Source organism: Pseudarthrobacter sp. S6, assembly GCF_050156575.1.
In the GTDB taxonomy this organism is placed as follows: Bacteria; Actinomycetota; Actinomycetes; order Actinomycetales; family Micrococcaceae; genus Arthrobacter.
On sequence record NZ_CP189581.1, the window covers coordinates 1,751,394 to 1,776,297 of the forward strand.

24 protein-coding genes and 2 pseudogenes are annotated in these 24,904 nt (G+C 65.2%); 18 read left to right on the forward strand and 8 right to left on the reverse strand.

What is annotated here, in order from left to right; translation table 11 throughout:
- Window positions 1-247: 247 nt before the first annotated feature.
- Window positions 248-1,813 carry a GTPase HflX gene (gene hflX / locus ACQCS0_RS08530; RefSeq protein ID WP_354156132.1) on the forward strand — a complete coding sequence of 522 codons (1,566 nt, stop codon included), beginning with the start codon at window positions 248-250 and terminating at the stop codon, window positions 1,811-1,813.
- Entirely contained in the window at window positions 1,806-3,863 is a 2,058-nt protein-coding gene (locus tag ACQCS0_RS08535; RefSeq protein ID WP_354156131.1) for an ATP-dependent DNA helicase, read from the forward strand. The genes hflX and ACQCS0_RS08535 overlap by 8 nt, the downstream gene beginning before the upstream one ends.
- Before the next feature lie 13 nt (window positions 3,864-3,876).
- On the opposite strand, the gene lexA is transcribed toward ACQCS0_RS08535, so the two are convergent.
- Window positions 3,877-4,620, reverse strand: coding sequence for a transcriptional repressor LexA (lexA, locus tag ACQCS0_RS08540; protein WP_354156130.1), 744 nt, complete (start codon window positions 4,618-4,620; stop codon window positions 3,877-3,879).
- Window positions 4,621-4,969: 349 nt separating this feature from the next.
- Between lexA and ACQCS0_RS08545 the strand changes: the two genes are divergently transcribed.
- From ACQCS0_RS08545 to ACQCS0_RS08580, 8 genes are all read left to right on the forward strand, one after another.
- Window positions 4,970-5,410, forward strand: coding sequence for a LysM peptidoglycan-binding domain-containing protein (locus ACQCS0_RS08545; protein ID WP_354156129.1), 441 nt, complete (start codon window positions 4,970-4,972; stop codon window positions 5,408-5,410).
- A gap of 77 nt (window positions 5,411-5,487) precedes the next feature.
- A complete protein-coding gene (locus tag ACQCS0_RS08550) occupies window positions 5,488-6,606 on the forward strand; it encodes a histidinol-phosphate transaminase (RefSeq protein WP_354156128.1) in 1,119 nt (372 codons plus the stop codon).
- An 81-nt stretch (window positions 6,607-6,687) separates the two neighbouring features.
- Window positions 6,688-7,314, forward strand: coding sequence for an imidazoleglycerol-phosphate dehydratase HisB (gene hisB / locus ACQCS0_RS08555; RefSeq protein ID WP_426940182.1), 627 nt, complete (start codon window positions 6,688-6,690; stop codon window positions 7,312-7,314).
- Complete coding sequence (gene hisH, locus ACQCS0_RS08560) at window positions 7,311-8,042, forward strand: imidazole glycerol phosphate synthase subunit HisH (protein ID WP_354156127.1); 732 nt, start codon at window positions 7,311-7,313, stop codon at window positions 8,040-8,042. The genes hisB and hisH overlap by 4 nt, the downstream gene beginning before the upstream one ends.
- Window positions 8,043-8,201 (forward strand): hypothetical protein, encoded by a 159-nt coding sequence (locus ACQCS0_RS08565; RefSeq protein ID WP_354156126.1) that lies wholly within the window; start codon window positions 8,043-8,045, stop codon window positions 8,199-8,201.
- Window positions 8,202-8,258: 57 nt separating this feature from the next.
- Window positions 8,259-9,005 carry a bifunctional 1-(5-phosphoribosyl)-5-((5-phosphoribosylamino)methylideneamino)imidazole-4-carboxamide isomerase/phosphoribosylanthranilate isomerase PriA gene (gene priA / locus ACQCS0_RS08570; RefSeq protein WP_193340075.1) on the forward strand — a complete coding sequence of 249 codons (747 nt, stop codon included), beginning with the start codon at window positions 8,259-8,261 and terminating at the stop codon, window positions 9,003-9,005.
- A gap of 8 nt (window positions 9,006-9,013) precedes the next feature.
- Window positions 9,014-9,910, forward strand: coding sequence for an SseB family protein (locus ACQCS0_RS08575; protein WP_354156125.1), 897 nt, complete (start codon window positions 9,014-9,016; stop codon window positions 9,908-9,910).
- 54 nt (window positions 9,911-9,964) lie between these two features.
- On the forward strand, window positions 9,965-11,269 hold the full coding sequence (locus ACQCS0_RS08580) for an MFS transporter (RefSeq protein WP_354156124.1): 1,305 nt from the start codon (window positions 9,965-9,967) through the stop codon (window positions 11,267-11,269).
- A gap of 156 nt (window positions 11,270-11,425) precedes the next feature.
- Here ACQCS0_RS08580 and ACQCS0_RS08585 read toward each other — a convergent pair whose 3' ends face one another.
- Complete coding sequence (locus ACQCS0_RS08585) at window positions 11,426-11,812, reverse strand: DUF1844 domain-containing protein (RefSeq protein WP_056342948.1); 387 nt, start codon at window positions 11,810-11,812, stop codon at window positions 11,426-11,428.
- Between the two features lie 387 nt (window positions 11,813-12,199).
- Here ACQCS0_RS08585 and infC point away from each other — a divergent pair.
- A pseudogene (gene infC / locus ACQCS0_RS08590) lies at window positions 12,200-12,601 on the forward strand (translation initiation factor IF-3); the annotation flags it as partial.
- A gap of 347 nt (window positions 12,602-12,948) precedes the next feature.
- Here the strand turns inward: infC and ACQCS0_RS08595 are convergent.
- Window positions 12,949-13,230: pseudogene (locus tag ACQCS0_RS08595) on the reverse strand (hypothetical protein); the annotation flags it as partial.
- Between the two features lie 129 nt (window positions 13,231-13,359).
- On the opposite strand from ACQCS0_RS08595, the gene rpmI reads away from it, so the two are divergent.
- The 3 genes from rpmI (at window position 13,360) to ACQCS0_RS08610 (ending at window position 15,072) form a co-directional block, all read left to right on the forward strand.
- Complete coding sequence (gene rpmI / locus ACQCS0_RS08600) at window positions 13,360-13,554, forward strand: 50S ribosomal protein L35 (RefSeq protein ID WP_009358635.1); 195 nt, start codon at window positions 13,360-13,362, stop codon at window positions 13,552-13,554.
- 119 nt (window positions 13,555-13,673) lie between these two features.
- On the forward strand, window positions 13,674-14,129 hold the full coding sequence (gene rplT / locus ACQCS0_RS08605; RefSeq protein WP_056342954.1) for a 50S ribosomal protein L20: 456 nt from the start codon (window positions 13,674-13,676) through the stop codon (window positions 14,127-14,129).
- Between the two features lie 49 nt (window positions 14,130-14,178).
- The gene (locus ACQCS0_RS08610; protein ID WP_354156123.1) at window positions 14,179-15,072 is read left to right on the forward strand and encodes an RNA methyltransferase; all 894 of its coding nucleotides are present in this window, start codon (window positions 14,179-14,181) and stop codon (window positions 15,070-15,072) included.
- A gap of 134 nt (window positions 15,073-15,206) precedes the next feature.
- Here ACQCS0_RS08610 and ACQCS0_RS08615 read toward each other — a convergent pair whose 3' ends face one another.
- Entirely contained in the window at window positions 15,207-15,482 is a 276-nt protein-coding gene (locus tag ACQCS0_RS08615) for a GlsB/YeaQ/YmgE family stress response membrane protein (RefSeq protein ID WP_056342958.1), read from the reverse strand.
- Between the two features lie 204 nt (window positions 15,483-15,686).
- Between ACQCS0_RS08615 and ACQCS0_RS08620 the strand changes: the two genes are divergently transcribed.
- On the forward strand, window positions 15,687-16,703 hold the full coding sequence (locus tag ACQCS0_RS08620; RefSeq protein WP_354156122.1) for a cation diffusion facilitator family transporter: 1,017 nt from the start codon (window positions 15,687-15,689) through the stop codon (window positions 16,701-16,703).
- 52 nt (window positions 16,704-16,755) lie between these two features.
- Here the strand turns inward: ACQCS0_RS08620 and ACQCS0_RS08625 are convergent, their stop codons facing one another.
- Window positions 16,756-17,964 carry an MFS transporter gene (locus tag ACQCS0_RS08625; protein ID WP_354156121.1) on the reverse strand — a complete coding sequence of 403 codons (1,209 nt, stop codon included), beginning with the start codon at window positions 17,962-17,964 and terminating at the stop codon, window positions 16,756-16,758.
- 67 nt (window positions 17,965-18,031) lie between these two features.
- Between ACQCS0_RS08625 and ACQCS0_RS08630 the strand changes: the two genes are divergently transcribed.
- Window positions 18,032-18,484: a (deoxy)nucleoside triphosphate pyrophosphohydrolase gene (locus ACQCS0_RS08630; protein WP_426940183.1), complete on the forward strand. Its 453-nt coding sequence runs from the start codon at window positions 18,032-18,034 to the stop codon at window positions 18,482-18,484.
- A gap of 137 nt (window positions 18,485-18,621) precedes the next feature.
- Here ACQCS0_RS08630 and ACQCS0_RS08635 read toward each other — a convergent pair whose 3' ends face one another.
- The 3 genes from ACQCS0_RS08635 to ACQCS0_RS08645 form a co-directional block, all read right to left on the reverse strand.
- Window positions 18,622-19,749 carry an Rv2578c family radical SAM protein gene (locus ACQCS0_RS08635; RefSeq protein ID WP_354156119.1) on the reverse strand — a complete coding sequence of 376 codons (1,128 nt, stop codon included), beginning with the start codon at window positions 19,747-19,749 and terminating at the stop codon, window positions 18,622-18,624.
- Window positions 19,750-19,835: 86 nt separating this feature from the next.
- Window positions 19,836-20,492 (reverse strand): SIMPL domain-containing protein, encoded by a 657-nt coding sequence (locus ACQCS0_RS08640; protein ID WP_354156118.1) that lies wholly within the window; start codon window positions 20,490-20,492, stop codon window positions 19,836-19,838.
- A gap of 2 nt (window positions 20,493-20,494) precedes the next feature.
- Entirely contained in the window at window positions 20,495-20,941 is a 447-nt protein-coding gene (locus ACQCS0_RS08645) for a hypothetical protein (protein ID WP_354156148.1), read from the reverse strand.
- A gap of 312 nt (window positions 20,942-21,253) precedes the next feature.
- On the opposite strand from ACQCS0_RS08645, the gene pheS reads away from it, so the two are divergent.
- Complete coding sequence (gene pheS, locus ACQCS0_RS08650) at window positions 21,254-22,315, forward strand: phenylalanine--tRNA ligase subunit alpha (protein ID WP_426940184.1); 1,062 nt, start codon at window positions 21,254-21,256, stop codon at window positions 22,313-22,315.
- A 2-nt stretch (window positions 22,316-22,317) separates the two neighbouring features.
- On the forward strand, window positions 22,318-24,861 hold the full coding sequence (gene pheT, locus ACQCS0_RS08655; RefSeq protein ID WP_426940185.1) for a phenylalanine--tRNA ligase subunit beta: 2,544 nt from the start codon (window positions 22,318-22,320) through the stop codon (window positions 24,859-24,861).
- Window positions 24,862-24,904 lie beyond the last annotated feature (43 nt).

Consider the following 24,904-nt stretch of genomic DNA (forward strand, 5'->3'; position numbering starts at 1 on the left):
GTAGCTGTTATGCCGCCGGGCAATACTCGAGTGATCTGCCGTTGCCGGTCCCTTGCAGTTTGCCCGCACTTTCCACCACTCCACGCATCTCCCGGATGCGACGACTCCCTGCACGCCCTGGTCCGGACCGGCGCGCGCAGCAGACCAGGAGGCCCGGATGACTGCAAGCCGTCAGCCCAGCGCGAATACTTCACCACAGACCAACGATCCGCACTATTCTGAAAATGCCGAATCTTCAAAGGAGACCATGACCAGCCAGCCCAACACCGGTTCCGATCCAGCAGCCCAGGACATGAGTCCCGAGGAGATCCAAGCTGTCATCGACCGGATTCTCGCCAAGGACGTACCGGCCAGGAACGTCACCGCCGCAGACGGTGACAAAGCCGTGTTCGGCAGGGCTCAGGCGATTTCCCGCCTGGACGACGAACACACCAGCTACGACGGCGACCAGCAGGACCGGGAGGAACGCCGTGCACTACGGCGCGTGGCCGGTCTGTCCACCGAACTCGAAGATGTCACCGAAGTCGAATACCGGCAGCTGCGGCTCGAACGTGTGGTGCTGGCCGGCCTATGGTCCGAAGGCACCTTGGCCGACGCGGAAAATTCCCTGCGTGAACTCGCCGCCCTTGCCGAAACAGCAGGCTCGGAAGTCCTGGACGGTATGGTGCAGCGCCGCGCCAAACCGGACCCGGGCACGTTCCTCGGTTCCGGAAAGGCCCTTGAGCTCAAGGAAATCGTGATGGCCACCGGGGCTGACACGGTTGTGGTGGACGCCGAGTTGGCACCGTCCCAGCGCCGAAGCCTTGAGGACATCGTCAAGGTCAAGGTCATTGACCGCACGGCGCTGATCCTTGACATCTTCGCCCAGCACGCGAAGAGCCGTGAAGGCAAGGCCCAGGTCGAGCTGGCTCAGCTCGAATACCTCCTGCCACGCCTGCGCGGCTGGGGGGAATCGATGTCCCGCCAGGCCGGTGGCCAGGTGGGCGGCGCCGGCGCCGGCATGGGTTCGCGCGGACCCGGTGAGACGAAAATCGAACTGGACCGTCGCCGGATCCGGACGCGCATGGCCAAACTGCGGCGCGAGATTGCGGCGATGAAGCCGGCGCGTGAAACCAAGCGGGCCAACCGCCGTCGTAATTCAGTCCCTTCCGTTGCGATTGCCGGATACACGAACGCCGGGAAGTCATCGCTGCTGAACAGGCTGACCGACGCCGGTGTGCTGGTGGAGAACGCACTGTTCGCCACACTGGATCCCACCGTGCGAAAGGCCGAGACCTCTGATGGCCTCGGCTACACCCTCGCGGACACCGTGGGTTTTGTCCGGTCGCTGCCCACGCAGTTGGTGGAGGCTTTCCGCTCCACGTTGGAAGAAGTGGCTGACGCGGATCTGATCCTGCACGTGGTGGATGTGTCCCACCCGGACCCCGAGGGCCAGATTGCTGCTGTCCGCAAGGTCTTCAGCGAAGTGGATGCCCGCAAGGTGCCAGAGATCATTGTCCTGAACAAGGCCGATGCCGCTGATCCGTTTGTGGTGGAGCGCCTCAAGCAGCGCGAGCCGCGCCACGTAGTGGTCTCGGCCCGCACCGGCCAGGGGATCGCTGAACTGCTGCGGGCCATCAGTGACGGGATTCCGCGGCCCGGCGTAAAGCTGGAGCTCCTGATTCCCTACGATCGCGGTGACCTGATCAGCAAACTGCACGAGACCGATGCCGAGATCCTGAGCCTGGATCACGGCGAGCACGGTACCCGCGCTTTGGTGATGGTGCGTGAGGGCCTTGCGGCTGAACTGGAATCCTTCATCAACCATGACTGAAGTTGTGGCGGGGGAAGTCAAAGGTACGGCCGGCGAGCAGTTCGTGATCGAACTGCTCGACCGCGCTGTGGCCGGCATGGGCGGTCAAAGCCGCAGCGGGCAGCACGAGATGGCCAGGCAGGTGGCCAGGGCCATCGAAACCGGCGACCACCTCCTGGTCCAGGCCGGGACGGGGACCGGAAAGTCGCTGGCCTACCTGATTCCGCTCATTGCGCACTCGCTCGTGAGTAACAAGCCCACGCTGGTGTCCACAGCCACGCTTGCGCTGCAGACCCAGATTGTGGGGCGCGACCTTCCCCGGCTGCTGAAGACCATCACCCCCGCCCTGGACCGCCCGGTCAAGGTGGCCCTTGTCAAGGGCCGTTCCAACTATGTGTGCCAGCATAAGCTCGTAGGCGGGTTCCCTTCTGAAGAACCCGCCGAGGGCCAGCTGTTCTCCCTCGGCGAGGACACCAGTGTCCCGCATTTCGCCGCCGCCCTGGGCGGGCCGTCGTCCCAGCTGGGGAAGGAAGTGGTGCGCCTGCGGGAGTGGGCGGAAAAGACCACCACGGGCGACCGCGATGAACTGCTTCCCGGTGTAACGGACCGGGCCTGGCGGCAGGTGTCAGTGACGTCCATGGAATGCCTGGGCGCGCAAAAATGCCCCATGGCGGCCGAATGCTTCAGCGAACTGGCACGCCACGAGGCCGCCGAAGCTGACGTGGTGGTCACCAACCATGCCATGCTCGCGGTCAGCGCCTTTGAAGGCCTCGCAGTGCTCCCCGAGTACGACGTTGTGGTGGTGGACGAGGCCCACGAACTGCAGGACCGGGTCACCGGTGCGGTTTCGGGGCAACTCTCCGTGGCAATGGTCCACGCTGCGGCGTCGGGCGCGCGGAAGCACACGGCCATCACGGTGGATGCCCTCAACGCAGCTGCCGCCAACCTGGAACTCGCCCTGGCCGGGGTGCCCAACGGGCTGCTCCCCAACGGCCTCAACGACGAACAGCTGGACTGTGTGGACCAGTTGCGTGAGGCGTGCCGGGCTGCACTCTCTGATTCCAAGGGTGAGGGCAGCCAAACGGCCGACGGCGGGCGGCAGCTCGCGCGCTCACGCCTGATGCTGATCCTCGAACTGTGTGAACGGCTCATTGTGTCCCGTGAGAACCGTGAAGTGGTGTGGTTTTCCCGCGCAAGTTCCTTCGACCCGCAACAGGGCTATGCCCAACCCGACGAGTCTGCGCCGGCTCTGGTCAACATCGCGCCGCTCAGCGTAGCCGGAAAGCTCCGCGAAGGGCTGTTCGCCGGCCACACCGTGGTGCTGACGTCGGCCACGCTTGCCATCGGCTCAGCCTTTCAGCCGGCCGCCGGCGGCCTGGGGCTCGTGGGGGAGGGCGCGCCGAGCTGGACCGGGATCGACGTCGGATCGCCCTTTGATTATCCCAAACAGGGGATCCTCTACGTCGCAGGGCACCTGCCCAAGCCGGGCCGCGGGGCGTCGCCGGAGGCACTCGATGAACTTGAAGCGCTGATCCGGGCGTCCGGCGGCGGCGCCCTGTGTCTCTTTTCATCGCGCCGGGCCGCCGAGGAGGCCGCGGAGGCGATGCGTCCCCGGCTCGGCCTCAGCATTCTCTGCCAGGGCGACTCGACCATGACTGCCCTCGTGAAGCAGTTCGCGGACGAGCCCGATACCTGCCTCTTCGGAACCATGTCACTCTGGCAGGGCGTGGATGTTCCGGGCGGATCATGCCGGCTCGTGGTGATCGACCGCATTCCGTTCCCGCGGCCGGACGATCCGCTGATGACAGCACGGTCCCGCGCCGTTGCGCAGGCCGGCGGAAACGGCTTCATGGCGGTATCGGCCACCCACGCGGCCATCCGCCTGGCCCAGGGCGCGGGCCGGCTGATCCGTTCAACCGGAGACAAAGGCGTGGTGGCCGTGCTTGATTCCCGGCTTGCCACCGAGCGCTACGCAGGATTCCTCCGCGCCGCGCTGCCGCCGTTCTGGCCCACGACGGACCGCACGACAGCGTTTTCTGCCTTGGAAAGGCTGGCCGGGAAGGGCACCTGACTGAACGCTGGTACTAGAGCGAGCGCAGGACCGAGACGACCTTGCCCATGATTGTGGCGTGATCGCCCAGGATGGGCTCGTACTGCGTGTTCTGCGGCAACAGCCACGTGTGTCCATCGCGCTGGCGGAACGTCTTCACGGTGGCTTCGTCGTCCAGCAGGGCCGCGACTATATCGCCGTTGGCGGCGTCGGCCTGGCGGCGGACCACGACCCAGTCGCCGTCGCAGATGGCAGCGTCCACCATGGAGTCGCCGGCCACACGCAGCATAAAAAGTTCACCCTGTCCCACGAGTTGCCGCGGCAGGGGCATCACGTCTTCCACCACCTGGTCGGCAAGGATGGGCCCGCCCGCCGCGATCCGGCCCACCAGCGGCACCATGGCGGTGTCCATGGCGGAGGGAAGCTCAGTGACCGTTCCGCCGAGGCCATGCAGGACTGAGGGCTTGGTAGTCCCCTTGGACTTAGTGGACCCGCCATCCAGTGTCAACGGCATGAGGACCTCCATGGCACGCGGACGTTTGGGGTCCCGGCGCAGGTATCCCAGCTTTTCCAGCTGCGACAACTGGTGGGTCACGCTGGACAAACTCGCCAGGCCCACGGTGTCGCCGATTTCACGCATCGACGGCGGATAGCCGTTGTCATTCACCGAGCGCTGGATGGTTTCAAGGATCTTCTTCTGGCGGGCGGTGAGCCCCTTGGGGGTCCGTTGGGGCTGGCGGCGCGGTGTCGCCTTGCCCTCGGCGGCTGGTGCTGCCATGTACGCCAATGCCTTTCGGTTGCCCGGATCCGTTCCGGCCGCTGGTGCCTGGAAAGCCCCGGGGCTGGTGTCGGAGTTGATTGTCAGACCCTGCTGATCAACTACAGAGGTGGTTGTTCTTTGATCCAAACGTAGGCCAGCCACAGGGCTTTTTCAAACATTTGTTCTAGCGAGTCTCGACAATATTCGTTGATAAGTGCTAAAAATGAAGAAGCAAAGTTCGAATATGTGTTCTACTCGTTGCTTGCGGATTCGAATACTCGCATCTATGGACGGCCCAGGCCGGCACCGGCAAGTGGACGCGGAGGACGCGCCGGGCAGCACAGTATGGTCCAGGAGGGCTCATTTCATGTCAGCTATATCTGCTTCGCAGGACTCGCGTCCGCAGCTCGTTTCCGTGCAGGACCTCACCGCGCGGCTGTGGACCGGGCCCCTGCCGGCTTCGGGTCCGGCGCCCACGCAGCGCAGGGAATCCCTGCCGCGGCTGCGCCTGACCCGCAGGGGACGGATTGTCCTCATCGGCATCCCGCTGGTGATCCTTGCCGCAATCCTGCTTTCGCTGGCAGGTTTCCTCAATGCACCGGCGAAGGCTGCCGACTCTGCCGCCGACCTGTCCTTGACGCCAACAGTGTCGGTAACAGTCCAGGCAGGGCAGTCTCTCTGGGCCATCGCCAGTACTGTTGCGCCCGAGCGTGATCCCCGTGATGTCATCGCGGATATTGCTCAGTTGAACAATCTTTCCGCCGGCGGCGTTGTCCCCGGACAGCAGCTCTTCGTCCCCACGAAGTAGCAGGCTTCAGGCTCTGGAGCGTGCCGCCGCAGGCCGTCACATTTTCCGGCCGTCTGCTTCGGACCTAAACTGTTCAGGTGAATGACCAGCTAGAGCGTCTGAACAGACTTCCCCTCCGGACCAACCTCCGCGGACTAACCCCGTACGGTGCCCCGCAGTTGGATGTACCTATCCTGCTGAACGTCAACGAAAACACCCATGGGGTCCCGGCGGACGTCCAGGCCGCGATCAGTGTGGCCGTGACGGAAGCCGCGGCAGGCCTCAACCGCTATCCGGACCGTGAGTTCACCGAACTCCGGGGAGCGCTGGCCGAATATCTCGGCCACGGTCTTGATGCCGCCAACATTTGGGCAGCCAACGGATCCAATGAGGTCCTCCAGCAGATTCTCCAGGCTTTCGGCGGACCCGGCCGCACGGCCCTGGGATTCCCGCCCACGTATTCCATGTACCCGCTCCTGGCCAGCGGCACGGACACCGGGTACATCATCGGACAGCGCGCCGATGACTACGGGCTCAGTGCCGAATCGGCTGCGTTGCAGGTCAAGGAGCTTCAGCCCAACATCGTTTTCCTGTGCTCGCCGAACAACCCGACCGGCACGGGCCTGGGCCTGGATGTTGTGGAGGCTGTGTACACGGCCGGCGAGGCAAGCCAGACCATTGTGATCGTTGACGAGGCGTACCACGAGTTCGCCCACGATGGAACGCCCAGCGCCCTTACGTTGCTGCCCGGCCGGGAGCGACTCATCGTGTCCCGCACCATGAGCAAGGCGTTCGCCCTCGCGGGTGCCCGCCTGGGCTACATGGCCGCCGCTCCTGAAGTCACGGACGCACTCCGCCTGGTCCGGCTGCCGTACCACCTTTCAGCCATCACCCAGGCAACGGCCCTCGCCGCCCTGCAGCACCGCACTGCGCTGATGGCCGACGTCGAGGACATCAAGGAGCAGCGCGACCGCATCGTCTCGGAACTCACCCGCATGGGACTCAAACCTGCCGCCTCCGATTCGAACTATGTCTTCTTCGGCGGCCTCGACAACCCGCATGATGTCTGGCAGCGGCTGCTGGACGACGGCGTGCTGATACGCGACGTCGGTATCCCCGGCCACCTGCGTGTCACGGCGGGCACTGAGACGGAGACCACATCGTTCCTGACGTCGCTGGAACGCATCCTGGCCAGCCAGGCCGGGCTGCCCGCCTAAACTTGAAGTATCGGCGCCGCCGCGCGCCGGCACATCTCCTTCGCTTTCGCACCTCTGACTTCGCCTAAAGGACATATGACCATGAGCTTCACCGGATCGAACGCTGCCGCGCCCCGGACCGCACGCATGGAGCGTGCCACCAGTGAATCGTCAGTGCTCGTGGAGATTAACCTCGACGGCACAGGCGTTTCGGACATCGACACGTCGGTCCCGTTCTACGACCACATGCTGACGGCGCTCTGCAAGCACTCGCTCATTGACATGACGGTCAAAGCCACCGGCGACACTCACATTGACGTCCACCACACGGTGGAGGACGTCGCCATCACGTTCGGTGAAGTTCTGCGCACTGCCTTGGGAAAGAAAGCCGGTATCCGCAGGTTCGGCGAGGCCACCGTGCCCCTGGACGAAGCCCTGGCGCACGCTGTGGTCGACGTCTCCGGCCGCCCCTATCTGGTGCACGGCGGCGAGCCTGCCGGGCAGGAATACCACCTGATCGGCGGTCACTTCACGGGATCACTGACCCGCCACGTTTTTGAGGCGATCACCCTTCATGCCGGCATCTGCCTCCACATGAACGTCATCGCGGGCCGCGATCCGCACCACATCGTGGAAGCGCAGTTCAAAGCCTTCGCCCGCGCGCTGCGTGCTGCGGTGGAACCCGACCCCCGTGTTGAGGGGATTCCGTCCACAAAGGGTGCCTTGTGAGCGGCCAAATACTCCGGGATGGCGCCGTCATCGATCCGGCCTCCGGCGTGAAGCGCGTATCGCCCGAAGGCAAGCCCACAGTCACCGTCCTGGACTATGGTTCCGGAAACGTCCGCTCCGCCGTGCGCGCCCTGGAGCGGGCCGGGGCCGAGGTTATCCTCAGCTCCAAGCCCGAGGACGTGCTTAATGCCGACGGCCTGGTAGTACCCGGGGTCGGTGCGTTCGAGACTGTTATGCGCGAGCTCAAGGCCGTGGACGGCATCCGCCTGATCGGCAGGCGCGTGGCCGGGGGCAGGCCGGTCCTGGCAATCTGCGTGGGCCTGCAGGTCCTGTTCGAGGCCGGGGTAGAGCACGGTACAGAAGCCGAAGGCATGGGGGAGTGGCCCGGCAAGGTGGAGCTGCTTCCCGCAGAGGTGGTGCCACACATGGGCTGGAACACAGTGGACGTTCCGGAAGGATCCAAACTCTTCGCCGGCGTCGCGGACCAGCGCTTCTACTTCGTCCACTCCTATGGTGTCCAGGCGTGGAACTTCGACGTGATCCAGCCCCGGATGACCGCACCGCTGGTGACCTGGTCAGAGCACGGCGCGCGCTTTATCGCCGCTGTGGAAAACGGACCGCTCTGCGCTACCCAGTTCCACCCCGAAAAATCCGGCGACGCCGGTGCCCGGCTGCTGCGCAACTGGGTAGACGGCCTTCGCCAGCCAGCTGCCACGGACGCCGCCTAGATGTGGTCGGTTGTCCTGATGGGCCTGGCCGGCGTCCTGGTGGGCGGCGCCCTGTCCTTCAGGCAGCAGCACAAACCAATGTGGACCCAGATGGGCTTCTACGTCCTGGCCGGCATGGCGCTTCTGGCCGCCTACCTGCTGACGCTTCCTGGAACCTAGCCCCATGCATTACCAGTTCCGCTTCCATGAGCAACCCATCACCCAAGAGGATTTGAGATGACCACCGCAACCGATCTGCCGGTTCTTGAACTGCTGCCCGCCGTCGACGTCGTAAACGGACAGGCCGTGCGGCTGGTCCAGGGAGAGGCGGGCAGCGAGACGAGCTACGGCACGCCGCTGGAGGCAGCCCTCAACTGGCAGGACCAGGGCGCCGAATGGGTGCACCTGGTGGACCTCGACGCCGCGTTTGGACGTGGCTCGAACGCCGGGCTGCTCCGTGAAGTGGTGGGCAGGCTGGACATCAAGGTGGAGCTCTCCGGCGGACTCCGGGACGACGAATCCCTTGAGGCGGCGCTGGCCCTCGGCGTGGCCCGCGTCAACCTCGGCACGGCTGCGCTGGAAAACCCCGAGTGGACCCGCAGCGCCATCGACCGCTTTGGCGACAGGATCGCCGTCGGCCTCGACGTCCGCGGAACCACTCTGGCCGGCCGCGGCTGGACGAAGGAAGGCGGCGATCTCTGGGAGGTCCTGGGCCGGCTCGAAGAAGCCGGGTGCTCCCGGTATGTTGTCACTGACGTCACAAAAGACGGCACGCTGCAGGGTCCCAACGTTGAACTCCTGCGCCAGATGGTGGAGAAGACCGGCAAGCCGGTGGTCGCGTCCGGCGGCATCTCCAGCCTGGACGACCTGAAGGTGCTGCGCTCCCTGGTGCCGCTGGGCGTCGAAGGCGCGATCGTGGGCAAGGCGTTGTACGCCGGCGCCTTCACGCTCCCCGAAGCCCTCGACGTCGCCGGACGCCGCTAAGCAGTTCCGTGGACAGCACGCACAACGCCGATCCGGCCGTGGAATCCCCGGCGCCGCGCCACCTGCCCGGACACATTGCCGCAGCACTGGCGGGCGCGGGTGGCCGGACTGACTCGGCAGGCCAGCCGTGGGAAGGGCGGAGCCTCGCCGGCGATGGCGGCCGGATCCACAACTTCGAGGACGACGACGGCACGGCCGACGCCGGCTACCTCGCCGCCGTCGCGGCCATGGTTGAAGGCGCCGGCGACGAAGCTGCCGTGGTGGCTTCGCTGGCCACCGCCCGCGTGTTTATCCCGATCATCGCGCAGCTAGGCGAAGCAGCGGAAGGCGTCGATGGCCTGACGGCGGACAAGCAGGCGGACATGGCCCTGGTCACCCTCAAGGCTTCGGACGGCCGGACGGCCATGCCGGCCTTCACCTCGGCGGACGCCTTGGCTGGCTGGCACCCCGACGCCCGGCCGGTGGCGGTGTACGCCGCCCGGGCTGCCCTCTCGGCCGTGGCCGAGGGAGCGGAGCTGCTGGTGCTCGATCCGGGCTCGGAGGTCACGTTTGTGGTCCGGCGGCCCGCCGTCTGGGCACTGGCCCAGCAACAGGACTGGATCCCTTCCTACACTGATGCAGCACTGGAAGCTGAGATGGCTGGGGCAACGGCCGCGTTCCCGGCAGTGCGCCGGCTTGCCCTCCTCCAGGGTTCCGGCGTCACCGCCCGCACCGGCACGGGTGCCACCCTCCCCGGGGGCGGTGCCGGACCGGAACTGCAGGTGCTGCTCGACCTTGAGGATGGCCTGGACGCCGCAGCAGTCCAGGCCCTGGTGTCCGGGCTCCAGCAGGCGTGGTCCCGGAATGTATTGTTTGGAGAGCGTGTTGACTCGATCGAAATCAAGTTGCGGCGCGCAGCACAGTAGCTGACGGTTGGCGCGGAGATCCCGGCTGGCGTGGGCAGACAAAAAGGATTTTTCGTGAACTTCGCTCTATACCGGGAGCTGCTGGCCGTCCGGCCCATCCGGCGGCTGCTGCTGGTCGGCATGATCGCCCGCATTCCCCATTCGGCGGCAGGCATGCTGCTGACCCTGCACATCGTCCTCACCCTGGACCAGGGCTATGCAGCTGCCGGCGCCGCGGCGGCTGTCATGACCATCGGCATCGCAGTTGGCGCACCATGGCGCGGCCGGCGCGTGGACACTGTTGGCCTCCGCCGGGCTCTGATTCCGTCGGTGGTGTCCGAGGCGGTCATCTGGTCCGTGGTGCCGCATGTGTCCTACCAGTGGCTGCTTCCGCTGGTGTTCGTCGGTGGCCTGCTGACGTTGCCGATCTTCAGTGTTGTGCGCCAGTCCCTGGGCGTCCTCGCGGACGGCGACCAGCGGCGGACCGCCTATGCGCTGGACTCGATTGCCACAGAGATGGTGTTCATGATCGGGCCGGCCGCCGGAGCCGTGGTGGCGACCAGCGGCTTCACTGTTCTGGGCCTCACGGTGGTGGGTGTGTCCACGTCACTGGCCGGATTGTTCCTCATGTGGTTCAACCCGCCCACGCGAAGTGCCACGCAATCTGAGGAAAGCGAAGCGGACCAGCGCCATGCCGCGGAAGTGGCTGTGCTTTCCGCCGCACCGGCCCACCTCCAGGAAGCGGCGGCGGACCTCGCTCCGGCCGGGGCAGAACGCACCCGCAGCGGGCCGGCGGGGCTGCGGGGCAAGGTGGCCCACAACTTCGCCTGGTTCACGGCCACTGTCGCGGCCGTCTTCGCCGTGGCTGCTGGAACCGGTATGGTGCTCAGCGGCACCGACGTTGGCATTGTTGCTGCCTTGGAAACCGGCGGCCACCAGGCTGAAATCGGCATCGTATTCCTCTTTTGGTGCGCCGCATCGGTGGTCGGCGGGCTGGTGTACGGGGCCATGCACCGTCCCGTGTCGCCGATCCTCCTGCTGCTGGGCATGGCCGCCCTGACCATCCCGATGGGCTTCGCCCAAGACACCTGGACGCTGGCTTTTGTCTCGATCCTTCCGGGCCTCTTGTGCGCTCCCGTCCTGTCGGCAGCCTCCGAACGGGTGGCAGATCTGGTGGCGGAGGACCGCCGCGGCGAGGCAATGGGCTGGTACGGCTCTGCGCTGACTGCCGGCGTTGCGCTCGGGGCACCACTTGCCGGGATTTTCATAGACGGGATGGGACCGTCCGGCGGGTTTGTCTCCGTGGGAGTGGCCGGCGTTCTGCTCTGCGTTGTGGGACTGCTGCTCCAGGCCCACAGACGCCGCCGCGCTGCGGTCTGACGCCGGCCTCCAGAGTTTTTGTCCAGATATTCCGCCTTTTCAGGTGCGGAAGTCTCGTTATCTGGACAAAAACTAAGTGAAACACGACGGCGGCGGAGATCCGTGTGGACCGTCCGCCGCCGCCGTCGTTGTACTTTTAGAGTTTGCTGGTTGGGTCTAGTTGACGGCACCGGTGTACTTCTCGCCCGGGCCCTTGCCCGGGGCGTCAGGGATGATGGACTCCTCGCGGAACGCGAGCTGCAGGGAACGCAGGCCATCGCGCAACGGGCCGGCGTGCTGGGATCCGATTTCGGGGGCCGCTGAGGTCACGAGTCCGGCAAGGGCGGTGATGAGCTTGCGGGCCTCGTCCAGATCCTTGAGTTCCTCCGCATTGTCCTCGGCGGCGAGGCCCAGCTTGACGGCGGCTGCGCTCATCAAGTGCACTGCGGCGGTAGTGATGACCTCGATGGCCGGCACCTCCGAGATATCGCGGATTTGCTGGGTTACGTCAGCCTTGGCGGCGGGGGCCTCGAAAACGTGTGAATTGCTGTCTGGGGTGCTCATACTGGTAAGCTTGTCACAGACCGACTGGATGCCGTTATTTCGCTATGGAGGGTCCCACCAGCGCTTAGCTGCGTTTGGCGGGATTTGTTTTGTAGAATGACATGCAGTTTGCAAGCGGAGTTCTCTCCCACCCGCGTCAGCCGTTTTCCCGCCGGAAGTAATTCCTGAGGAACCAAGGTTGCCGGGTAACGGTCGGACAGTTCTTTCAGGTGTCAAGCCTGGGGAAGTGCGCACTGCCTCTACTGAGGACGGTGCATCCGACCATTGAGGCCTTCGATTGCTCCGGCAATTGGGGGCCTTCTCTATTGTCCGGTGGAATACCACATCAATCACAGGAGTTTTAACATTAGCGAGCCAAGAATCAATGAGCGTATCCGCGTCCCCGAGGTGCGGTTGGTCGGTCCTGCAGGTGAACAGGTAGGAATCGTCCGTATTGACGATGCCCTGCGTTTGGCTGCCGAATCCGATCTTGATCTCGTTGAAGTTGCACCGCAGGCCAAGCCTCCGGTGTGCAAGCTGATGGACTTCGGCAAGTACAAGTACGAGGCCGCCGTTAAGGCGCGTGAAGCACGGAAGAACCAGACCAACACGGTTCTGAAGGAAATCCGCTTCCGCCTCAAGATTGACACCCACGACTACGAGACCAAGCGCGGCCACGCACTGCGCTTCCTCGGTGCCGGTGACAAAGTCAAGGCCATGATCCAGTTCCGCGGCCGTGAGCAGCAGCGTCCGGAAATGGGCATCCGCCTGCTCCAGCGCTTCGCTGACGACGTCGCTGATGTGGGCGTTGTTGAGTCCAGCCCCCGTATCGATGGCCGCAATATGGTCATGGTTGTGGGCCCGCTGAAGAACAAGGCCGAAGCCAAGGCTGAGGCACGCCGGGCATCGCAGCGTGCGGAGGCCAAGGCGCAGAACGAAGCGAAGGCTACGGGCGGTGGCCGCGTCGACGTCTCCGGCGACGACCAGGCACCGCTGACGCAGTCGCTGGCTGACCTTCTTCCGGAAGGTTTTGCCATCACCACGGTGCCGGAAACTGAAGCCCCCGCCGAAGCTGAAACGCCTGTTGCGCCTGTTGAAGCAGCTCCGGAATCCGAAGCCCCAGTCAAGGAAGCCCCAGTCAAGGAAGCTCCGGCAGAGGAAGTTCCCGTCAAGGAAGCTGCCCCGAAGGCAGCGCCCGTCAAGGAAGCAGCCGTCCAGGAGGCGCCCAAGCAGGCAGCCCCGAAGGCCGCTGCTCCCAAGCGTGAAGCTCCCAAGGCCGCTCCGGCTCCGGTCAAGGCTCCAGCCGCCGTCAAGCCCGCCGAAGCGGCTCCGGCAGCTCCGAGGCCCCCGGTGCCGATGCCGAAACCGATCGCACGCCCGGCAGCGCCGAAGCCTGCGGCAAGGCCTGCCCCCAAGGCAGCTCCGAAGCCGGCTGGCAAGAAGACTACCTAGTTCACAGCTGCGGGAGGTTATCCTCCTGCAGTACGCAACCAGCATGCCGCCTGCAGGGGCGGCTGCTCGAAAGAACTGCAGACAATGTCTGTGGACACGTAAGGAGATCGGTCCCCATGCCGAAGATGAAGACCCACAGTGGTGCTAAGAAGCGCTTCAAGCTGACCGGCAGCGGCAAGCTGCGCCGCCAGCAGGCCAACCGCCGCCACTACCTTGAGCACAAGTCCTCCAGGCTGACTCGTCGCCTCGCCGGCGACAAGATTGTCTTCAAGGGTGACGCAAAGGTCATCCGGAAGATGCTCGGCATCTAAGTTCCAAGTTCTCTGACTGATGCCACCTGGCAGCAGTCAACTACCAAAAAGGCTTCTCAGGCCAGCCGGTTGTTCCGGCAGTAGATGCTTGGGATCAGAATTTTCGAAGGAGTACGCACGTGGCACGTGTGAAGAGGGCGGTCAACGCCCACAAGAAGCGCCGGGTTATCCTTGAACGCGCGAAGGGCTACCGTGGACAGCGTTCACGCCTGTACCGCAAGGCCAAAGAGCAGCTGCTGCACTCGTTTGTGTACAGCTATGGCGACCGCAAGAAGAAGAAGGGCGACTTCCGCCGCCTGTGGATCCAGCGCATCAATGCTGCATCCCGAGCCAACGGCCTGACTTACAACCGTCTGATCCAGGGCCTGAAGGCCGCTGAGGTCGAGGTTGACCGCCGTATGCTTGCTGAGCTGGCCGTTTCGGATGCTAACGCATTCGCTGCGCTGGTGAAGATCGCCAAGGATTCCCTGCCTGCCGATACGTCCGCTCCGGCCGTCGAAGCCGCAGCCCCCAAGGCTGCCAAGGCACCGAAGGCCAAGGCTGCAAAGCCTGCCGCTGACGTGGCTGCCAAGTAGCACCCACGCCAGTTCGAGGACTGGTGGCTGAAGCCACTAAGGTTCTTACATGAACGAAACCGGGCGCCCGCAAGACTTTCCACTCTCCAATCCCCGAGCTGATCGGGTGAGGAAGGTGGCACAACTTGCCGGGCGCCCGGCGCGTTTAAAACGCAGCGAGTTCATGGCAGAGGGTCCGCAGGCTGTCCGAGAGGCCCTGACGCTGCACCAGAAACGAGTTGCCGCGGGGGAGCCCGGCGTCGTCTATGAGGTCTACGCTAGCGAGGCATGCCTCGACAGGCACCCGGACCTGGAGACACTCGCGGAGGGCATCGACGCATACCTCACTACCGACGAAGTGCTGGCCGCGATGGCGGACACCGTTACCCCGCAGGGCATTCTCGCGGTCTGCGGTTTCCTGGACGTGAGCCTTGAGCAGGTCCTCGACGCCGGCCCGCGGCTGCTTGCAGTGCTGTGTCAGGTCCGGGACCCCGGCAACGCGGGCACCGTGCTCCGGGCAGCTGATGCGGCCGGGGCGGACGCCGTCATCCTGACCTCGTCCAGCGTTGACATCTATAACCCCAAGGCGGTCCGTTCCACCGCAGGTTCCCTGTTCCATTTGCCAGTGGTCCTGGGCGCCGATATCGCGGAAGTGGCAGCCGCCTGCCGTGCGCGGGGGATTGGCATCCTGGCTGCCGACGGCAACGGTGACGTGAACCTTGATACGCTCCAGGACGAAAACGCCGCCCGCCGAATCGCAGGCCCCGGCGTCGAATCGTTGTTCGCCCTGGAGAATCCCACAGCGTGGCTGTTCGGAAACGAGGCCCAGGGCCTCGCCGAAGAAGAACTGACGCTGGCCGATCACCGCGTGGCCGTGCCCGTTTACGGCGGAGCGGAAAGCCTGAACCTCGGCACGGCGGCAACGGTGTGCCTCTATGCGAGTGCCCGGTCTCAGAAGGCATGACTGAAGTTCGGGGTGGCTCACGGGAAGTCAGACCAGCCGGGATATTTAACCTAATTGGACATATGACTTAACAAGGAAGGGCCCCGGAAGTTCTCCGGGGCCCTTGCTGTGTGAATCAGATGAGGTAGGGGTAATCAGGGCGCCCGTGTGCTCTTGCTGCGTCCTGTGATGGCGCCGTAGACACCGGCGACCACGAGGCCGCCGACGATAGCCAGGATCCAAGTACCCAGATCAAAGAAGGCAAGGTCACCCTTGCCGAACAGGAGGCTGCCAATCCAGCCGCCTACAATCGCGCCGACCACGCCAAGCACGAGACTCGTCACCCAGCCGCCGCCGACTTTACCCGGCATGACGGCCTTGACGATGGCCCCTACGATGAGGCCGAGAATAATCCAAGCAAGAAAACCCATGTCTCCTCCTTCATATTCGTCGGGATTAGACGTCCCGATTAGTGTTCAAGCTAACATACGGCTCCTCTAATGTCAGCAGGCTTAGTGCATGTCAGAGGTGCGTCTTCTGCACCCAAAAAGGTACGGTGTTCGGGGGGCGGAGCCGACTGCGGCGCCGCGAATTTCCCTGCTTGGTTCTGAAACTCGTGAAGAGGAGAAGCCTCCGTGGCTGCAAATGGCGGTACCAAGGCGATCGTCGCGGCCCTTGCCGCAAACCTGACCATCGCCGTCCTGAAATTCGTGGCCTTTTTTCTGACGGCATCCTCGTCAATGCTCGCCGAAGCCATCCACTCCATGGCCGACTCGGGCAACCAACTGTTGCTCCTGATCGGCGGTAAGCGCGCCAGAAAGGCAGCCAGCCCTGAGCATCCGTTCGGCTATGGCCGTGAACGCTACATTTACGCTTTCATCGTCTCGATCGTGCTTTTCAGCGTGGGCGGGCTTTTTGCACTTTTCGAAGCGTGGGAGAAGCTGCAGCACCCAAACGCCATTGAGGGGGACTTCTGGTGGGTTCCGTTGGCGGTGCTGATCGGCGCCATCGTTGCCGAATCGTTCTCGTTCCGGACGGCTATCATCGAGTCCAACCACATCCGTGGGAAGCAGGGCTGGGTGAGTTTTGTGCGAACAGCCAAGCAGCCGGAACTGCCGGTCATCCTGCTGGAAGACCTCGGGGCGCTTCTGGGCCTGCTGTTCGCCCTCGTCGGTGTGAGCATGACCATCGTCACCGGCAACGGGATCTGGGACGCCGCGGGCACCGGCATCATCGGCCTGCTGCTCGTGGCCATCGCGGTTGTCCTGGCTATCGAAACCAAGTCCTTGCTGCTGGGCGAGTCCGCCACCCGGGATGATGTGGCCCGCATCAGCGAGGCCATCGAGGCGGAGGGGCACAACCGCATCATCCACCTTAAGACCCTTCACCTCGGACCGGAGGAGCTGCTGGTGGCCGCCAAGATCTCCGTAGGCGCCGCCGAATCCGGCCGGGACATCGCCGCTGCGATTGATGATGCCGAGTCCCGAATCCGTACGGCCGTTCCGATTGCTCGGGTGATCTACCTCGAACCGGATCTGCACCGGGAAGCCGGCCGCACGGACGAGATATCCGGTGCAGGGCACGTTTCAGGCGCGGGCCACGCTTCAGCCGAAGCCGAAGCCGAAGCCGGGGCCCAGGACCCGCCGGCCTGACGTTAGCGCACAGCATGCTGCGGTGAAGCCGCTGCCCGCCCGTTCCTCCGGATCAGGCGGCCAGCGGCTTCTTGCGTTCCAGGAGCCCGCTGGTCACAGCGATGCCAAAGCCAAGGACGGCCAACACGGCCCCCACGAGCGCGGGCGCCACGAAGCCCCAGCCCCAGGCGATCACTACGCCGCCCAGGAAAGCGCCCAAGGCATTGGCAACGTTGAGCGCTGCATGGTTGAGCGAGGAAGCGAGGGAAGGTGCGTCCGGCGAGGCATCCAACAGGCGGGTCTGCAGGGCAGGGATCAGCATGGAGCCGGACGCCCCCACCACAAAGACCATCACGAGGGCTGACCAGGGCCAGTGCACAGCGACCGCGTAAACCACCAGGGCGACGGCGATGCCGGGCAGGACCCAGTACAGCGTGCCCATCACCGACTTGTCCGCAAGCCTGCCGCCGATGACAGTTCCCGCCACCATGCCCAGTCCGTACAGTGCGACCACAATGGGCAGCAACGACGCCGGAATCCCGGCCACCAGGGTCATGGTGTGGGCAATGTAGGTGTAGGTCGCGAAGAAGCCGCCAAATCCCACGATGCCGATCAGAATGGCCAGCCACACCTGAAGCCGCTTGAGCGCACCCAGTTCGCGGCGGATGCTCGCGTCAGGATGGGGTGCCTGGTACGGAACATAGCGCCACAGCAGCACCAGCGTCAGCAAGCCAATTCCTCCTACCAGAAGGAACAGCAACCGCCAACCGAAGGTCTGGCCCACCCAGGTGGCCGCCGGTACGCCGATAACGTTTGAAACGGACAAGCCTGCCATCACCATGGAGATGGCCCAACCGCGGCGGGTGGGGGATACCAGGGAGGCAGCGATCACGGCTGCGACACCGAAGAATGCGCCGTGCGGAAGTCCGGCCGCAAACCGGGACACCAACATGCTGCCGTAATCGGGAGCAAGATAGGACGTCAGGTTGGCGAGGGTGAAGAACAGCATAAGGCCGAGCGCGAGGTGTTTGCGCGGCAGTTTGGCTCCGACTGCGGCCAGCAAGGGCGCGCCCACTACCACTCCGAGGGCATAAGCGGAGATGAGGTGCCCCGCTTCCGGGGTGCTGATACTGAGTCCTTGTTCCACCTCTTTGAGCAGGCCCATCATGGTGAACTCCGTGACGCCTATTCCGACGCCTCCCATGGCCAGCGCAAAAATCGCTGCGCCGACATGCGGAGTCTTCGCCTTGGACGCGGTAGAGGTTCGGACGACGCTGCTCATGTGCCTGCTTTTCAAAGGGGATGTTGGGGGAGGGCCCGTAAACCATTCTCCCTCATAGACTGGGGCAGTGAGTGGACTGATACAGGTAGTTGGTGGAGCAATAGTGGACTCGTTGGCGGAGCCCACGCGCATGCTGGTGGCCCGGCGGACTGCTCCCGAGCAGCTCGCCGGGCTCTGGGAGTTCCCCGGCGGCAAGGTCGACGCCGGGGAGGAATATGTGGCCGCGTTGCACCGGGAACTCAGGGAGGAGCTGGGCGTAGACGTCCGCTTGGGGCCGGAACTCCGCGCCGGGACGGCGGCTGGCTGGCGGCTGAATGAGCGGGCCAGCATGCGGGTGTGGTTGGCGGAGATTTCCAGCGGTGATCCCCAGCCCCTCGAAGACCACGACCTGCTGACATGGATCAGCACCACGAACCGTGATGAAGCTCTCAGTCTTCCGTGGATCCCGGCCGACTTCCCGATTGTCCGGGCACTTCTTGAATCTTTGGGCACGCCGGTGGGTTCAACCGCCAGGCGCTGAATTCCAGGACGTCCGGACACCACATTGAGCACCCCGGCTCCAGCAGCCCTGCAAAATCCCGACCTCCCAGGACATGAAGGACTTCCTGCAGGAGAAGTACAGGAGCCTGGTCATCCCGGCCGGCTAGGAAACTGCCCCTAGAACAGGGTGGGCTGCTGACGCGGCCCGGCGGCGGCCGGCTGGGATTCCCCAGTTGGCCGTTCCTGTGTGCCGGCGGGGATGGACGGGATACTCCCGGCGGGATACTGGGCTTCCTCGCCGCGAGGATCGTCCTCGAGGTCACGGTGGCTGAAACCGTGGCCGCTGGTGAATCCGTGCCGCTGCTTGAAGTAGTGGACTTTTGCGGCGAGCCACGTGCGGTATTCCTTGGAAGCATAGGAGCCTGTGCCGTAGAGCCTCCGGTAGCGGCCGGCCAGTTCCGGGTGGTTCCCGGCAATCCACTGCATAAACCATTCCCGGGTACCAGGCTTCAGGTAAAGAGCGCCGGCGGTGACGCCCGTCGCTCCTGCGGCGGCCAGGGAGCCGAACAGGGCATCAAGCGCTTCGTCGCTGTCGGAGAGCCACGGCAGGATGGGCATCGCCATAACACCGCAGGGGAGCCCGGCATCGCGCAAGCGGGAGACCAGCTTGAGCCGCGCCCGCGGCCCTGGTGTGCCTGGTTCCACGGCTTCGGAGAGTGCCTCATCCGTCATGGCCAGGGAAATGCCCACACCCACCGGCACCTGGGCGGCAGCCCGCTTCAGCAGCGGAATGTCACGGGCGAGCAACGTCCCCTTCGTGAGGATGGACAACGGCGTGCCTGAGTCAGCCAAAGCGGTGATGATTCCCGGCATCAGCTGGTAGCGGCCCTCGGCCCGCTGGTAGGGATCCGTGTTGGTGCCAAGGGCCACCTGGTGGCGGTTCCAGGATGGCTTGGCCAGCTCCTTCCGGAGGACCTCGGCGGCATTTACCTTCACCACCACCTGGCTGTCAAAATCCAGCCCGGCGTCAAAGTCCAGGTACGTGTGGCTCTTGCGCGCAAAACAATAAACACAGGCGTGGCTGCAGCCGCGGTACGGGTTGACGGTCCACTCAAACGGCATCCGCGACCCGGCCACCACCTTGTTGAGCACCGATTTGGCGGTGACCTCATGAAAGGTGATGCCGGCGAACTCGGGGGTGGTGACAGAACGGACCAACCCGGCAAGGGGGAGCAGGGCAGGTGACGGGCCACTTCCGAGGTCATCGGCGGGCCGGGGCATCAGTGCTTGTGCATCCCATCTCATGCCCTCTATTCGAAGATATGTTCGAACTTAAGTCAAGGACCGGACACTTGGGAAGTCCGCGCGCCGGGCACCGGCTGTGGGAGCCGTCAGGCCTGCAGTTCCCACACCACGGTGACGCTGGCGCTAATGCTCGCGTGGCCAGCTTCCACGCTGATGGCTTCGCTGGCGGCGGCGCGTTGGATCCGGGCCACCGGAACCGGTCCGGGTGCATCGGGGTGCTCGGCAATTGAGGTCACCGCGCCAAGCCGCGCGGACGCTAGGGCTGCAAACTGTTCGGCTCTGGCCGCGGCATCCCGCCAGGCAGCTTCCCGGGCAAGGGAGGCGACGGCTGACTCATCGGCGAAGCCCAGCTCCAATCCGTTCAGGCGCACGTCATCGCCGCCGGCATGCACGACGGCGGCAATAACGCCGGAGGCCGCAGCTACTTGGCGCAGGCGTACGGTAAGCCCGCTGGAGGCCACATAGCCGGTCACCTGCTGGCCGCCGCCGTCGCGCCAGACGAACTCCGGCCGGACGTTCAGCCCGGACGTCCGGATGTCCGCATCAGCCACGCCGTGCCGGCGGAGCGCACCGGATACAGCCGCAGACGCGGTTCCCGCGTCCGCATAGGCGGTGCCCACGCTGTCCCGCCGGCATTCGACGCCCACGGAAATGGTCAGCAGGTCCGGTCGCGCCTCCGCTGTCCCCGTTCCGGTCACGGTGATGGTCCGGGAATTGGCCCTCGTGTTGGGTTCAACCGTCATTGTCAGACCTCGATTCCGCCGGCCCCAAGGGGCGCCGGCCTTGTTGTCCTGCTGTCAACGTAGCCGCCGGCCGCCAGGCCGGCCTGCCGTTCGAAGAAATTCTCCGACGCCGGATCGCCCGTCCGGAGCAGCGACCAGCCTGCAGCCAGGAAATACAGCGGAAGAAAGGGCAGTCCCAGGCAGCAGGCGTACTGGCTGCAGTGCTTTTCCTCATGACCCAGGAGAGTCGGATTGGAGGTCAGACCTTCAGCCCGGATCCTGCAGATAACCACGTTGCCAAGGGTAAAGGCCCCGGCATAGGGAAGGCGCCACCGGTAACCGGACGCGATGAGCAGCCCTCGAGGGCCTTGGCTAACGGCGGTTCCCGCCGCTGCGGCAACGGCCAGGCCCAGCAGGGTGGTGCCGTTGGCCAGGTTGGCAAGCTGCCGTACCCGCTGCCCTGCCGTCACGTGCCCTGCCGCAACGTGCCCCGCCGCGTGCGGCCCAGCCCTCAACGGTCCGGCCCCCAACTGCCCTGCCGTCAACAGCTGCGCTGCTGCCCGGCCCTGCCCTTGTGTCATGAGGCCATGGTAGCCGGAGCCTTCACTTAGACTGGAGGATAGTGGCCGCCGGTTTTGACCGGTGTGCCCTGACCTGGTCATCGAGTGCATTCGTCACGCATGGATTCACGGAATGACCTGCCAGTGACGGATGCGCTGCCGGGAAACCGCGCGCGGCTGCACCCCTCACCGGCAGCCCCGACTCGTAGCTAAGAACAGTAGATGACTGAAACTTTGCCGGGCGCCGCCATCCCGAACCCTAGGGATGAAGCCGCCATCACTGCCGCTGTAGACCAGGCCATCGCCGCCATTGCCGGCGCTGGCTCCCTTGACGAGCTCAAGGCGGTGAGGCTGGCGCACACCGGTGAGAAGTCACCGCTCAGCCTGGCCAACCGGGAGATCGGCGGACTGCCGAAAGACCAGAAAGCCGTAGCCGGCAAGCTTATGGGTTCCTCCCGGGGCCGGGTCAACAAGGCGCTCGCGGACCGCACCGCCGAGCTGGAAGCCGAGAACGACGCCCGGATCCTGCTGGAAGAGACAGTGGACGTCACAGCCGCACCCCGCCGTCGTCGGGCCGGAGCCCGGCACCCGCTCTCCACGCTGCAGGACCGTGTAGCGGACATCTTTGTTGGTATGGGCTGGGAAATCGCCGAAGGCCCCGAGGTGGAATCCGAGTGGTTCAACTTCGACGCCCTGAACTTCAAGCCGGACCACCCCGCCCGCGAAATGCAGGACACGTTCTTCGTGGAGCCGCCCGAAGCCCACCTGGTGATGCGGACGCACACATCCCCGGTGCAGGTCCGTTCCATGCTGGAACGCGAAGTGCCGATCTACGTGCTGTGCCCCGGCAAGGTGTTCCGCACCGACGAGCTCGATGCCACCCACACTCCGGTGTTCCATCAGTTCGAGGGCCTGGCCATCGACAAGAACCTGAGCATGGCCGACCTCCTGGGCACGCTGGAGCACTTCACCCGGCAGATGTTCGGTGACGAGGCCTCCGTCCGGCTGCGCCCGAATTACTTCCCCTTCACGGAGCCCTCCGCGGAACTGGACATCTGGCACCCGGGCGCCAAGGGCGGCCCGCGCTGGATCGAATGGGGCGGCTGCGGCATGGTCAACCCCAATGTCCTCCGGGCCGCAGGCATCGACCCGGACATATACTCCGGTTTCGCATTTGGCATGGGCATCGAGCGCGCGCTCATGTTCCGCAATGAAGTCGGCGACATGCGCGACATGATCGAAGGCGACGTACGTTTCAGCGAGCACTTCGGGATGGAGATCTAACAGTGCGTATCCCACTTTCCTGGCTGCGTGAATTCGCAGCAGTACCGGCCGGAGCAACGGCCGAAGACGTGATGGCCGAACTGGTCAAGGTCGGCTTTGAAGAAGAGGCCGTCCACCGCCCCACGGACGCCCTGCAGGGTCCGGTTGTGGTGGGCCAGGTCCTGAGCATCGTCAAGGAACCCCAGACCAACGGCAAAACCATCAACTGGTGCCAGGTCCGGGTTGTCCCCGAAGGCCAGGAACAGGCCCTCACCGGCGACGGCATCGACCCGTCCGGCGTGCAGGGGATCATCTGCGGCGCCCACAACTTCGTTGAGGGCGACAAAGTGGTGGTCACCCTTCCCGGTGCCGTCCTGCCCGGCGACTTCCGCATCTCCGCGCGCAAGACCTACGGCCACCTCTCCGCCGGCATGATCGCCTCCGTCCGCGAACTGGGCATCGGTGAAGACCACGACGGCATCCTGGTCCTGTCCCGGATCGGGCTGGATCCCGAAATCGGCACGGACGCCATGGACCTCCTGGGCCTCTACGACGAAGCCGCCGAGATCAATGTCACCCCGGACCGCGGCTATGCGTTCTCCATCCGTGGTGTGGCCCGCGAATACGCGCACGCCACCGGAACCTCCTTCACGGACCCGGCGTCAGAGGTCCTGGCTCCGGCAGAGCTTTCCGGCGGCTACGGTGTCAAGCTTAACGACGACGCGCCCATCTACGGCAAGCCCGGCTGCGACCGTTTTGTGGCCCGCACGGTCCGTGGCGTCGACGCCACTAGGCCGACGCCCGCGTGGATGACCTCGCGGCTGCGGCTCGCCGGGATCCGCTCCATCTCCCTGCCGGTGGACATCTCCAACTACGTCATGCTTGAGCTTGGCCAGCCCACGCACTGCTATGACCTGGACAAACTGTCCGGCGACATCGTGGTCCGGCGCGCCGTTGCGGGGGAGAAAATCACCACCCTGGACGCCAAGGAGCGCGCGCTCGACGTCGAAGACCTCCTCATCACCGACGGTTCCGGCGCGATCGGCATTGCCGGCGTGATGGGCGGTGCCGCCACGGAGGTGAGCGATTCGACGTCGAACGTCCTGGTGGAGGCGGCACACTTCGACGAGGTGTCCATTGGCCGATCCCGCCGCCGGCACAAGCTGCCGTCCGAGGCGTCCAAGCGCTTCGAGCGCGGCGTCGACTGGCACGTGGCGGACATCGCGGCCCAGCGTGTTGTTGACCTCCTGGTGGAACTCGCCGATGGGATTGCTGACCAGGCGGGGACCGACGTCGGGACCGCGCCGGACGCCGTGACCATCGCGCTGCCGGCAGCCTTCGCCGCCCATCGGATCGGCATTGATTTCACCGAAGAACAGATCACCACCGCTCTGGTGGACCTCGGCGCTGCCGTGGAAAAGAACGACGGCGGCTGGACCGTGACCGCCCCGAGCTGGCGCAACGACCTGGACACCAAGGAAGACCTCTCCGAGGAAGTCGCGCGTCTGGTGGGCTACGAGAACATCCCCGCCACCCTTCCGGTGGCCCCTCCGGGACGTGGCCTGACCCGTGTCCAGCAGCAGCGCCGTCGGCTCATCCAGGCGCTGGCTGACGCCGGGCTGACCGAAGTCCTGGCCTACCCGTTTGTCTCCAAGGCCGCCAACGACACGTTCGGTGTCGCCGAGCAGGGTGCTGCCCGGAGCGCGGTCAAGCTGGCGAATCCCATCAGCGAGGAACACGGCTTCCTGCGCACGTCCATCCTCCCCGGGCTCATCGAGGTGGCCAAGCGGAACCACTCCCGCGGCTTCCGCGACCTGGCGCTCTTCGAGTCGGGCCTGGTGTTCCTGCCGAGCGGGACCGTGGGTACACCGTCCATCCCGCCGCTGGGCGTCAAGCCCTCCGACGAGGTGCTGGATGCACTGTACGACGGCGTTCCGGACCAGCCGCTGTACGTCGCCGCTGTCCTTACGGGCCACGATTCACCTGCTGCAGCGAACCACACCCCGCGCTTGTGGGACTGGTCCGACGCGCTGGATATTGTCCGGCTTGCCGGGGACGTCCTGGGTGTGGAGATCGTGGTCAGCCAGGGTGCGCACCAGGCGTTCCACCCGGGCCGGGCCGCGCAGCTCTCGCTGCGGACCGGCGAGGTGGTGGGGTACGCCGGCGAGCTGCACCCGAAGCTTCTGGCTGCGCAGGACATGCCCGCCCGTTCGGTGGCGCTGGAATTCAACGCCGATGCGTTGTTCGAGGCAGCCGCGGATGTGATTGTGGCCCGCCACATCTCCACGTTCCCGGTAGCCACCCAGGACGTTGCCCTGGTGGTGCCGCAGGACGTTCCGGCGGACCAGGTCCTCGAGGCCCTCCGCGAAGGCGCCGGCGACCTGCTGGAGGACGTGGCGCTGTTCGACGTCTACGCCGGCAAGGGCATTGAAGAGGGCAAAAAATCGCTCGCCTTCGGCCTGCGTTTCCGGGCCACGGACCGGACACTGACGGCCGATGAGGCCTCGGCTGCGCGCGAAAGCGCTGTTGCCCTGGCTGCAGAGCGCTTCGGCGCCGTCCAGCGCTAAGCGCGGATCCGGATGGCGGGGCCGGTGAGGGCGGGGCCGGCAC